This is a genomic window from Streptomyces bikiniensis, assembly GCF_000716625.1.
Classification (GTDB): Bacteria; Actinomycetota; Actinomycetes; order Streptomycetales; family Streptomycetaceae; genus Streptomyces; species Streptomyces bikiniensis.
Map to the genome: position 1 here is coordinate 134721 of NZ_JNXJ01000008.1, position 12150 is coordinate 146870.

8 protein-coding genes are annotated in these 12150 nt (G+C 72.2%); 6 read left to right on the top strand and 2 right to left on the bottom strand.

All coding sequences use genetic code 11. The features are described from left to right. Positions 1 to 8: 8 nt before the first annotated feature. The 5 genes from nuoL to OO47_RS08115 all read left to right on the top strand — a co-directional run bounded on the left by nuoL (position 9) and on the right by OO47_RS08115 (position 7082). Entirely contained in the window at positions 9 to 1901 is a 1893-nt protein-coding gene (nuoL, locus tag OO47_RS08095; protein WP_030208828.1) for an NADH-quinone oxidoreductase subunit L, read from the top strand. 6 nt (positions 1902 to 1907) lie between these two features. Next, positions 1908 to 3494, top strand: coding sequence for an NADH-quinone oxidoreductase subunit M (locus tag OO47_RS08100; protein ID WP_030208830.1), 1587 nt, complete (start codon positions 1908 to 1910; stop codon positions 3492 to 3494). Next, entirely contained in the window at positions 3491 to 5155 is a 1665-nt protein-coding gene (gene nuoN / locus OO47_RS08105) for an NADH-quinone oxidoreductase subunit NuoN (protein WP_030208833.1), read from the top strand. The genes OO47_RS08100 and nuoN overlap by 4 nt, the downstream gene beginning before the upstream one ends. Positions 5156 to 5289: 134 nt before the next feature. After that, the gene (locus OO47_RS08110) at positions 5290 to 6210 is read left to right on the top strand and encodes a helix-turn-helix transcriptional regulator (RefSeq protein WP_030208835.1); all 921 of its coding nucleotides are present in this window, start codon (positions 5290 to 5292) and stop codon (positions 6208 to 6210) included. A 41-nt stretch (positions 6211 to 6251) separates the two neighbouring features. After that, the gene (locus OO47_RS08115; protein WP_030208836.1) at positions 6252 to 7082 is read left to right on the top strand and encodes a dioxygenase family protein; all 831 of its coding nucleotides are present in this window, start codon (positions 6252 to 6254) and stop codon (positions 7080 to 7082) included. A 3-nt stretch (positions 7083 to 7085) separates the two neighbouring features. On the opposite strand, the gene fahA is transcribed toward OO47_RS08115, so the two are convergent. Next, the gene (fahA, locus tag OO47_RS08120) at positions 7086 to 8312 is read right to left on the bottom strand and encodes a fumarylacetoacetase (RefSeq protein ID WP_030208837.1); all 1227 of its coding nucleotides are present in this window, start codon (positions 8310 to 8312) and stop codon (positions 7086 to 7088) included. 285 nt (positions 8313 to 8597) lie between these two features. Here fahA and OO47_RS08125 point away from each other — a divergent pair, with 285 nt between their 5' ends. Continuing rightward, positions 8598 to 9908 carry an LAETG motif-containing sortase-dependent surface protein gene (locus OO47_RS08125; protein ID WP_030208840.1) on the top strand — a complete coding sequence of 437 codons (1311 nt, stop codon included), beginning with the start codon at positions 8598 to 8600 and terminating at the stop codon, positions 9906 to 9908. Between the two features lie 30 nt (positions 9909 to 9938). Here the strand turns inward: OO47_RS08125 and OO47_RS08130 are convergent, their stop codons facing one another. After that, positions 9939 to 11909 (bottom strand): CocE/NonD family hydrolase, encoded by a 1971-nt coding sequence (locus OO47_RS08130; RefSeq protein ID WP_051715574.1) that lies wholly within the window; start codon positions 11907 to 11909, stop codon positions 9939 to 9941. Positions 11910 to 12150: the final 241 nt, after the last annotated feature.

The window sequence follows — 12150 nt, forward strand, 5'->3', positions numbered from 1 at the left end:
GGCTGACCGTGGAAAATCTCATCGCTCTGCTCGTCGGGGCGCCCCTGCTCGGCGCGGCCGTGCTGCTCTGCGGCGGCCGCCGGCTCGACCGGACCGGCCACTGGATCGGCACGCTCCTCGCGGCCGTCTCCTTCGCGATCGGCCTGGCGCTCTTCGCCGACATGCTCGGCAAGGGGGCCGAGGAGAGGGCCCTGTACCAGCGGCTCTTCACCTGGATCCCCGTCGAGGGCTTCCAGGCGGACATCGCCTTCCAGCTCGACCAGCTCTCCATGACGTTCGTCCTGCTGATCAGCGGGGTCGGCACCCTCATCCACGTGTACTCCATCGGCTACATGGAGCACGACGAGCGGCGCCGCCGGTTCTTCGGCTATCTGAACCTGTTCGTCGCGGCGATGCTGCTGCTCGTCCTCGCCGACAACTACCTGCTCCTGTACTTCGGCTGGGAGGGCGTCGGCCTCGCCTCGTACCTCCTGATCGGGTTCTGGCAGCACAAGCCCAGCGCGGCCACCGCCGCGAAGAAGGCGTTCCTGGTCAACCGGGTCGGTGACATCGGCCTCTCGATCGCCATCATGATCATGTTCACCACCTTCGGGACCTTCGCCTTCGGGCCGGTCCTGGAGGCGTCCGGGCAGGCCTCTCAGGGGACGCTGACCGCGATCGGCCTGATGCTGCTCCTCGCGGCCTGCGGCAAGTCGGCCCAGGTGCCGCTGCAGTCCTGGCTCGGGGACGCGATGGAGGGCCCGACCCCGGTCTCGGCCCTCATCCACGCGGCCACGATGGTGACCGCCGGTGTCTATCTGATCGTCCGCTCCGCCGACATCTTCAACGCGGCCCCGGACGCGCAGCTCGTCGTCACGATCGTCGGCGCCGTCACGCTCCTCTTCGGTGCGATCGTCGGTTGCGCCAAGGACGACATCAAGAAGGCGCTGGCCGGCTCGACCATGTCGCAGATCGGCTACATGATCCTGGCGGCCGGGCTCGGCCCGATCGGCTACGTCTTCGCGATCATGCACCTGGTGACGCACGGCTTCTTCAAGGCCGGGCTCTTCCTCGGCGCCGGTTCGGTCATGCACGGCATGAACGACGAGGTCGACATGCGGAAGTACGGCGGCCTGCGGACGTACATGCCGGTCACCTTCGTCACCTTCGGCCTCGGCTACCTCGCGATCATCGGCTTCCCCGGCCTGTCCGGCTTCTTCTCCAAGGACAAGATCATCGAGGCGGCCTTCGCGAAGGGCGGCGCCGAGGGCTGGATCCTCGGCGCGGTCACCCTGCTCGGCGCGGCCATCACCGCGTACTACATGACCCGCGTGATGCTGATGACCTTCTTCGGCGAGAAGCGCTGGCAGCCCGACGCGGACGGCAACCCGCCGCACCCGCACGAGTCGCCCAGGTCCATGGTGATCCCGATGGTGCTGCTGGCCGTCGGATCGGTCGCCGGGGGCGCGGTCTTCGAGTTCGCCGGGTTCGTGGAGTGGCTGGAGCCGGTCACCGGGTACGAGCACGGCCACCCGCCGATCGGCGCCGCGGCCGTCACCGCCTGCACCGTCGCCGTCATGGTGATCGGCGTCGGCCTGGCCTACCTCCAGTACGGGCGCCGGCCCGTCCCGGCGGTCGCCCCGCGCGGCTCGCTGCTCACCCGGGCGGCCCGCCGCGACCTGCTCCAGGACGACTTCAACCACGCCGTCTTCGTCACGGGCGGCACGCACCTCACCCGCTCGCTCGTCTACGTCGACCACTCCCTGGTGGACGGCGTGGTCAACGGCACCGCGGCGAGCGTCGGCGGGCTCTCCGGCCGGCTGCGCAAGCTCCAGAACGGCTACGCCCGCTCGTACGCGGTCTCCATGTTCGGAGGTACGGCGGTGCTGATCGCCGCGACCCTGCTGATGAGGGCGGTGTAACTCCCCATGTTCGGAACAAGCACAGCCTTCCCGCTCCTTACGGTGACGGCAGCGGTGCCGGCGGTCGGTGCGATCCTGACCGCCGCCGTGCCCGCCGCCCGCCGCACCGCCGCCAAGTGGCTGGCGCTGCTCGTCTCGCTCGCCACGCTCGTGCTCGCCGGGATCGTCTTCGCCCGGTTCGAGCCGGGCGGCGAGCGGTACCAGCTGACCGAGTCGTACGCCTGGATCAAGGACTTCGGGGTCCGGTACGAGCTGGGCGTGGACGGCATCGGGGTGGCGCTGATCGCGCTCACCGCGCTGCTGGTCCCGTTCGTGATCCTGGCGGGCTGGCACGACGCCGACCCCCTGGAGACGTCCTCGAAGCGCTGGCGGCCGACGCAGGGCTTCTTCGCCCTGATCCTCATGGTCGAGGCGATGGTGATCCTCTCCTTCGAGGCCACCGACGTCTTCCTCTTCTACATCCTGTTCGAAGCCATGCTCATCCCGATGTACTTCCTCATCGGCGGCTTCGGGGACCGGGCCCACGCGGGCTCCGACGAGAACGCGGCGGCCCAGCGCTCCTACGCGGCCGTCAAGTTCCTCCTCTACAACCTGGTCGGCGGCCTGATCATGCTGGCCGCCGTCATCGGCCTGTACGTGGTGGCGGGGAACTTCTCGCTCACCGAGATCGCCGGGGCCCGGGCCAACGGCTCCCTGGAGATCGCGACCAGCACCGAGCGCTGGCTGTTCCTCGGCTTCTTCTTCGCCTTCGCGGTGAAGGCGCCGCTGTGGCCGCTGCACACCTGGCTGCCGAACGCGATGGGGGAGGCCACCGCCCCGGTCGCCGTCCTCATCACCGCCGTCGTCGACAAGGTCGGCACCTTCGCGATGCTCCGCTTCTGCCTCGGGCTCTTCCCCGAGGCCTCGAAGTGGGCCACGCCCGCGATCGTCGTCCTCGCCCTGATCAGCATCGTCTACGGGGCGCTCGTCGCGGTCGGCCAGCGGGACATCAAGCGGCTGGTCGCCTACGCGTCCATCTCGCACTTCGGCTTCATCATCCTGGGCATCTTCGCGATGACCAGCCAGGGCCAGTCCGGTGCCACGCTCTACATGGTCAACCACGGCATCTCGACGGCCGCCCTGATGCTGGTCGCCGGGTTCCTGATCTCCCGGCGCGGCTCGCGGCTCATCGCCGACTACGGCGGCGTTCAGAAGGTCGCGCCGGTGCTCGCCGGCACCTTCCTGATCGGCGGCCTCGCGACCCTGTCGCTGCCCGGAATCGCGCCGTTCGTCAGCGAGTTCCTGGTCCTGGTCGGCACCTACGCCCGCTATCCGGTGGCCGGCGTCATCGCCACCACCGGCATCGTCCTCGCCGCGCTCTACACCCTCGTCCTGTACCAGCGGACGATGACCGGGCCGGTGAAGGAGGAGGTGCGGAAGCTGCCGGACCTGCGGCCGCGCGAGCTGGCCGTGGTCGTCCCGCTGATCGCCGTCCTGATCTTCCTCGGGGTCTTCCCGAAGCCGCTGACGGACGTCGTCAACCCGGCGGTGCGGCACACCATGTCCGACGTCCAGCAGAAGGACCCCCAGCCTGAAGTGGAGGCGGCCAAGTGAGTGCTCCCGCTGTCGCATCCTCCGTCCACACCCTGTGGACGACCGCCGCCGTCGAACCGCTGGAGAAGATCCCGGCGCCCCACATCGAGTACACGCAGCTCGCGCCCGTGCTCATCGTGGTCGGCGCCGCGGTCCTCAGCGTCCTCGTCGAGGCCTTCGTGCCCCGCAGGGGCCGCTACACCGCCCAGGTCTTCCTGAGCGTCCTCGCGCTCGCCGCCGCCTTCGCCGCCGTCGTCGGCCTGGCGGCCGGCGGCTACGGCTCCACCAAGGCCCACATCGCGGCCATGGGCGCCATCGCGGTCGACGGACCCGCCCTCTTCCTCCAGGGCACGATCCTGCTCGCCTCGATCGTGGCCGTCTTCACCTTCGCCGAGCGCAGGCTCGACCCGGCCGACCACGGCCACCGGGTCGACTCCTTCGCCGCCGAGGCCGCCGCCGTGCCCGGCAGCGACCACGAGAAGGCCGCCGTCAGGGCCGGGTTCACCACCACCGAGGTGTTCCCCTTCGCCCTCTTCGCCGTCGCGGGCATGCTGGTCTTCCCGGCGGCCAACGACCTCCTGACGCTCTTCATCGCCCTGGAGGTCTTCTCCCTCCCGCTGTACCTGCTGTGCGCCCTCGCCCGCCGCAAGCGGCTGATGTCGCAGGAGGCGGCCGTCAAGTACTTCCTGCTCGGCGCCTTCTCCTCGGCCTTCCTGCTCTTCGGGATCGCCCTGCTCTACGGCTACGCGGGCTCCGTCTCGTACGCCGTGATCGCCGACGTGGTCGACGGGACGGTCGCCTCGGTGAACCCGGCGCTCGCCGGCACCATGGGCAACGACGCGCTGCTCCTCATCGGCTTCGCCATGGTCCTCATGGGGCTCCTCTTCAAGGTCGGCGCCGTGCCGTTCCACATGTGGACCCCGGACGTCTACCAGGGCGCCCCGACCCCGGTCACCGGCTTCATGGCCGCCGCGACCAAGGTCGCCGCCTTCGGCGCCCTGCTCCGCCTGCTGTACGTGGTGCTCCCGGGCCTCACCTGGGACTGGCGGCCGGTCATGTGGGGCGTCGCGATCCTCACCATGCTGGGCGGCGCGATCGTCGCCATCACCCAGACCGACATCAAGCGGCTCCTGGCGTACTCGTCCATCGCGCACGCGGGCTTCCTGCTCGCGGGCGTCATCGCGGCCACCCCGAGCGGCATCTCGTCCGTTCTCTTCTACCTGGGCGCGTACTCCTTCGTGACGATCGGCGCCTTCGCCGTCGTCACCCTGGTCAGGGACGCGGGCGGCGAGGCCACCCACCTCTCCAAGTGGGCCGGTCTGGGCCGCCGTTCGCCGCTGGTCGCGGCGGTCTTCGCGGTCTTCCTGCTCGCCTTCGCCGGCATTCCGCTGACCTCCGGGTTCTCCGGGAAGTTCGCGGTCTTCAAGGCGGCGGCGGAGGGCGGCGCGGGCGCCCTGGTGGTGGTCGGCGTGCTCTCCTCGGCGATCGCGGCCTTCTTCTACATCCGGGTCATCGTGCTCATGTTCTTCAGCGAGCCCAAGGCCGACGGCCCCACGGTCGCCGTCCCCTCGGCCTTCACCACCGTCGCCATCACGGCGGGCGTGGCGGTCACCCTGGCCCTCGGCCTCGCCCCGCAGTACTTCCTGGACCTGGCGAACCAGGCGAGCGTGTTCGTGCGGTGACCCCGCGGGGACGCGCGCGAAGGGCCCGGCTCCTCCAGGAGCCGGGCCCTTCGGCGTACTTCACCCCCGCCGGACGCCGTGTCATCGTGGGAACCGCACCCAATGGTCTGTACCAGTCGTGGAGGGATGGTTCCATGCGCGGCACCACCGTCTTACCCGGCACCCCCTGCGCCGTCCCCCGGCCCGGTGATCCGCCCGTGCACCGGCTGGAGCTGAGGCTGCCCGACCGGGTGCCCTTCGCCGCCGGGGGGTTCGACGCGATGGGGCCGATGTCGCGGGCCGCGTACCCGCACCGGCACACCTTCTACGAGATCGTGCACGTCACCGAGGGGAGCGGGACGCACGTGCTCGATCTGGAGCGGTACGAGGTGCGGCCGCCGCAGCTCGGGGTGATCCTGCCCGGGCAGGTGCACCACTGGGAGGGCGTGCGCGGGCTCGAAGGGTCGCTCGTGCTCTTCACGCCCGAGTTCCTGGTCGGCGGGCCCGACGACGAGGAACTGCTGCGGCGGCTGGGGGAGCGGCCCTGGGTGGACCTCGACGCCGCCACCCACGAGCGCACGAGCCGGCTCCTGGGCGACCTGGCCGAGGAGTACCGGCACGGGGCCGACGGGTTCGCCGGGGTGCTGCGGTCCCTGCTGCACGTGCTCCTCGTACGGGCCTCCCGGCTGCCCGGCGGCGGGGGAGCGGGGGCGCCGCCGCCCGGTCTCGCCGAGGAGTTCCTGCGCCTCGCCCGTACCGCCGGGACCGCCGGGCTCTCCGTACGGGAGTGCGCCGAGCGCATCGGGGTGACCCCCGGGCACCTCACCGAGGTGGTGCGGGCGGCCACCGGCCGCACGCCCGCCGCGCTCCTGCGCCAGGAGCGGGCGCGCGAGGCGCAGCGGCTGCTCGTCGCCACCGGGCTGCCCGTGCGGCAGGTGGCCGCCCGCGTCGGGTTCGACGACGCCGCCTACTTCTGCCGGTTCTTCCGGCGGGAGGTCGGGTGCAGCCCCGGCCGCTTCCGAAAAGACCACGACCGCCGTGTTCCGTCCATCGAACCCGGTGGCGCGGGCCCCTAGGTTCGGTGCCGATCCCAGCCCCCACCCGAGGAGCCAGGCACATGGACCACGAGACCAGCACCGGGCACGTGACCCGCAAGACCGTCCTGCGGGCCGCGCTCGCGGCCGGCATGGCGGCGCCCGCGGTGCTCATGGGCGTCCCCGCGCTCGCCCGCACCCTGACCGGCGGCGAGGAGGCGCCCGAGCTCACCCCCACGTGCGACGACGGCGACGACCCCACCCCGGCGCAGATGGAGGGCCCGTACTTCAAGCCCAACTCCCCCCGGCGCTCAAGCCTGTTGGAAGGGAACACCCCCGGCGTCCGGCTCACCGTCAGCGGGTACGTCTTCGGGCTCGCCTGCCGGCCGATATCCGGGGTCCTCCTGGACTTCTGGCAGGCCGACACCAACGGCGCCTACGACAACACCGGGTTCCGCTTCCGCGGCCACCAGTTCACCGGCGCCGACGGCTCCTTCAAGCTCACCACGATCGTGCCCGGCCTCTACCCGGGCCGCACCCGGCACATCCACGTCAAGGCACAGGCCCCCGGCCGCCCGGTGCTCACCACCCAGCTGTACTTCCCGGGCGAGCCCCGCAACAACACCGACAGCCTCTTCGACCCGCGGCTGCTCATGACCGTCAGGGACGCGGGCGGGGCGCGCGAGGCCGCCTTCGACTTCGTCCTGAACGTGCCGCAGAACCCCGGCCCGACGCCGACGCCGACGCCGACCCAGACCACCCAGCCGCCGGGGGGCAGCTGGGCGGTCGGCACCGCCTACCGGGCCGGGGACGCCGTCACCTACGGAGGAGCGGCCTACGTGTGCCTCCAGGCGCACACCGCCCAGCCCGGCTGGCAGCCGCCGAACGTCCCCTCCCTCTGGCGGGCCGTCTGACGGTCAGGCGGCGGGGGCGATCCGGCCTCGGACCTCGCCCAGGGCGACCCGGGTGCCGTCCGGGCCCGGCGCCCACGCCGTCAGGACGACCTCGTCGCCGTCCTCCAGGAACGTCCGCTTCCCGCCGGACAGTTCGAGCGCGTCCCGCCCGTTCCAGGTCAGCTCCAGGAGCGAACCGCGCTGGTTCACCTCGGGTCCGGAGACCGTCCCGGAGCCGTACAGGTCGCCCGTGCGCAGCGACGCGCCGTTCACCGTCATGTGGGCGAGCTGCTGGGCCGCCGTCCAGTACATCGAGGAGAACGGCGGCTCGGCCACCACCTCGCCGTTGATCTCCACGGAGATCCGCAGGTCGAAGCCGCCCGGCTCCTCCTCGTCCGCGTCGTCCAGGTACGGCAGGAGCGGGAGGTCCCGCGCGGGCGGGGCGGTGCGGGCCGCGTCCAGGGCCTCCAGGGGCGTCACCCACGCCGAGACCGAGGTCTGGAACGACTTGCCGAGGAACGGGCCGAGCGGCACGTACTCCCACGCCTGCACGTCCCGCGCCGACCAGTCGTTGAGCAGCGTCAGACCGAAGACGTGCTCGCGGAAGTCGGAGAGCGGGACCGGCCGGCCCAGCTCCGAGGGGGTGCCGACCAGGAAGCCGACCTCCGCCTCGATGTCCAGCTTCACCGACGGCCCGAAGACCGGGGCCGGGTCGGTGGGCGCCTTGCGCTGCCCGGAGGGGCGCACGACGTCGGTGCCGGAGACCACGACCGTGCCCGCGCGCCCGTGGTAACCGATGGGCAGGTGCTTCCAGTTGGGGGTGAGCGCGTCGCCGTCGGGGCGGAAGATCCGGCCCACGTTGGTCGCGTGGTGCTCGCTCGCGTAGAAGTCGACGTAGTCCGCGACCTCGTACGGCAGGTGCAGCGTCACCGCGTCCAGGGGGTGGAGGAGCGGTTCGACGTCGGCCCGGTGCGCGGGGACCGTCACCCAGGCCGTGAGCGCCCGGCGGACGTCGCGCCAGGCGGTCCGCCCGGCGGCGAGCAGCGGGTTCAGGCTCGGCTGCGCGAGCAGCGACGCGTACGGGGAGCCGAGCGCGTGCGCCGCGGCCCCCGCGTCCAGCACGTACCCGCCGATCCGGACGCCGAGCCGGCGCCGGTCGGGCTCCTCGGCGGTGGAGAAGACGCCGTACGGGAGGTTGTGCGGGCCGAAGGGGTCGCCCTCGGCCAGGTCGAGCGGGCTGTGCTCGGACATCGGTACCTGCCTCGCTTTCCACGGGTGTGGGGGACACGTTACGGGGCGGGCCGCCGGGCGCTGATGACATGGATCACACGGAAAGTGCGGCCTCCGTGGGCAACTGTCCGCGTTCGCTCCCTTTGGGTGCTGGGCGCTCGTTCCCGCCCGCCCGGGGCCGCGGAGACGGGCCTCCCGCGAAGGCGCCCACGGCCATACGATCACGGTGGCGACGCGCCGCGTGACGTAGCCGCAGGAGCGCGCCCCGTTTTTCTTCGACCCCCTGACCAGGGAAAGGTCCACAACGTGAAGATCCGCCGCATGCTCGCGACCGCCGTGGCCGCCGCCGTCACCACGCCGCTCGTGCTCCTGTCCGCCACTCCCGCCCTCGCCGACACCAAGCCGTCGCCCGCCTCCACGCAGAAGCCGGCGGCCGGCGAGGACGAGAAGCCGCCCACGCCGGCGGAGCTCAAGGCCGCCGTCGAACTGGCGCAGAAGGAATACGACGCGGCCGTCGCCGAGGTCGCCAAGGCCAACGCCGCCATCGAGGCCCTGGAGAAGGCCGACCACCCGCTGGTGGTGGCGGCCTCCGACGCGAAGAAGGCCGCCGAGGCGGCCGCCGCCGCCAAGGCCGCCGCCGACGCGGAGCTCGCCAAGGCCGAGGAGGCCCGCGAAAAGCTGGCCGAGGACGCCACCGACGAGGAGAAGAAGGCCGCCGACGAGGCCGTCGCGACGGCGAAGGCGACCGCCGAGGCGGCCGCCGCCGCCAAGGCCGCCGCCGACACGAAGGCGAAGGACACCGCCAAGGCCCTGGAGGAGGCGCGCGTCGCCGCCTTCACGACGCTCGGCCTCGCCCAGAAGGTGGAGAAGGCCGCCGCCAAGGAACTCGCCGCCGCCAAGCAGGCCCTGGCGGACTTCGAGGAGCTCGGCCAGGAGTGCGCCGAGGACAAGTCCGTCACGGTCGCCCTCAGCGGTCCGAAGAAGGTCACCGCCGGCACCAGCGCCCTCTTCTCGCTGCGCGTCTCCAACACCTCCGAGGAGACCTTCGACGAGGTCGAGGCCTACGCCTTCGCCGCCGCGCTCCCCGACAGCATCGAGGAGGACGACTTCTTCGAGGACTACATCACCGTCGAGTGGTCCTCCGCCGCCCACCCGAAGTGGACGGAGGTCACCGAGGAGAACGACGCCGTCCGGGTCGGCAGCCTCGTCAAGGGCGGCCACGCCGACGTGAAGCTGCGCCTCACCCTCGACAGCAAGACCCCGGCCGGCCCCGGTGTCGTCTTCGCCGTCGGCGCGTACGAGAACAACGACGGCTCCTGCGGGTTCGGCGAGGAGTTCGCGACCGCCGACTTCGAGATCCTCGCCGCCAAGGGCGACAAGCCGAAGCCGACCCCGTCGCCGTCGACCTCGACGCCCGCCCCGGCGCCCACCGCCGGCAACACCGGCACCACCCCGCAGGGCGGTTCGTCCTCCACCCCGGTGACCGGTGGCAACCTCGCCGCCACCGGCTCGAACGACGCCCTGCCGATGATCGGCCTCGCCGCCGCCGGGGCCGTCGCCCTCGGCGCCGGCGCGGTGTTCGTCGCCCGCCGCCGCAAGGCCGGCGCGGACGCGTAGGGCGGGACACCGGTCCCCCGCACGGCGTGCTCAGCCCGCCGTGCGGGGGATCCGCTTCTCCCAGGTGCGGTGGAAGACGACCTCGTCGCCCTCCCGGCACACCACCTCGTTCGAGGTGTGGAAGGCCTCCGCGTCGCAGGTGATCTCCGAGCGGGTCTCCACGCCGACGTCCCAGCCCCGGTCGGGACGGCGCAGCCGGATCGTCCAGTCCGAGCGGGTGCGGGCGGTCAGCGGGCCGCTCTCCTCGATCGTGTAGGTCTCCAGGGCGTCCTCGGTGAACTCCAGACCGTCCGGATACACGCGCGTGCCCCCGTACTTCGGGTCCACTTCGAGGCGCCACTCGCCCTTGGCCACGTCCCGGACCACCACCCGCTCCGGGCGCCGCTCCTCCGGGGAGGCCGGACGCACGACCTCCAGGGGCTCGGCCTGCTCCGGCTCCTCCCACACGACCGCGTCCTCGGTGCGGCGGCGGACCGGCAGGGTGAGGGAGGAGCCCGCCGGGTCGAGCGTGAAGCCCGCCGCGTCGGGCCGGGGCCAGATCCACGGCCAGTACGTGGAGGAGACCGCGAGCCGCACCCGGTGACCGGGCGCGAAGGCGTGCCCGATGCCGTTCAGCTCGAAGGTGAAGCCCTCCGTCTCCCCGATCCTGGCCGGCTCGGCCCGGTCGCGGCCGTGGCGGGCGGAGAAGTTCAGGGCGCCCCGGGTGACCAGGGTGGAGGAGCCGTCCGGGGCGATGTCGCAGAGCCGGGCGATCACCTGCCCGGTGGGCGCGGCGGTGCGCAGGGACAGGGTCACGGACGGGCGGCCCAGGATCTCGACGGGCCCGCCGTCCTCGGGCACGGGGAAGTCGAAGCAGGCCGAGTGGGCGTCCTCCTCGCGCTGGTCGGGCGGCAGGTCGGCGTCGTTGCCGAAGGGGAAGAAGCGACCCGCGTCGATCCCGGTCTGCTGGGGCGAGTCGACCACCACCGGGGAGCCCTGGAAGCCGTACGTCACGGGGGTGACGTGCGGGGACGGCCAGGCGGGGTCGGCGACCCAGCGGCCCGGCAGCTCCTCGTACACGGTGGCCGGCGGGTGCGAGTCGCTGATCCAGGACCGCAGCAGGGGCTCGTCCATGACGCCGTTGGCGGCCCCCTTGAGGTGGTGGTCCCACCAGCGCAGGGTCTCCTGGAGGAAGCCGATCGCGGGCCCCGGCGGAAGGCCCCGGTCCGGGTACTGGTGCGACCAGGGCCCGACGATCCCGCGCACCCGGTCCGCCGGCAGGTGCCGGACGAGCCGCAGGACGGTGTCCCGGTACGGGTCGTGCCAGCCGCCCACGGTGAGGACGGCGGCCCCGATCGCCCCGTAGTCCTCGCAGACGCTGCCGTGCTTCCAGTACGCGTCCCGGGTCTGGTGCGAGAGCCAGGTGTCCACGAGCGGTTCCACGGCCTCCAGGCGCCGCAGCCACGTCGACCGCCACTCGTCGCCGACGTGCTCCGGGTCCGGCGGGCGGCAGGAGAAGGCGAGCATGGCGGCGCCCCAGGCGTGCATGTCGACGCCGAGGACCGAGCCGCCCATGTAGTGCACGTCGTTGTCGTACCGGTCGTCGGTGGAGCAGACGGTGACGACCGCCTTCAGGGGTTCGGGCGCGAGGGCGGCGATCTGGAGCGCGTTGCAGCCGCCCCAGGAGATCCCGAACATGCCGACGTCCCCCGTGCACCAGGGCTGCTCGGCCAGCCAGTTCACGACGGCGACGCCGTCCGCCAGCTCGGTCGCGTCGTACTCGTCGCCGGGCAGGCCCCCGCTGTTGCCGTGGCCGCGCACGTCCACCCGTACGGAGGCGTAGCCGTGGCCCGCGTACCAGGGGTGGCGCTGCTGGTCGCGGGGCGCGGTCCAGTCGGTCAGGCGGTACGGCAGGTACTCCAGGAGGGCCGGTACGGGCTCCTCGGTGACCGGGCGCCACACGCGCGCGTACAGCGAGGTGCCTCCCCCGGAGCCTTCGGCCCGGGAGGTGCCCCCGGGCATCGGGATGCGGACGTCCTCGCGGCAGGTCTCGTACGGGAAGTCGGTGCGGATGCTTGTTCGGGACAAAGCGCCTACTCCTGCTCGTATCGTCTGATCACGAACATACCGGGGGTGACGGGAAGGCGCCCACGGTGATCGAAAGGTGACCGGATACGCTGGCTTGAGTGAATCCAGCGACACATCGACAATCCGCGTGATCGTCCCGTGTGATCGCTGCCGACCGTGTGATCGACAGCAGGCG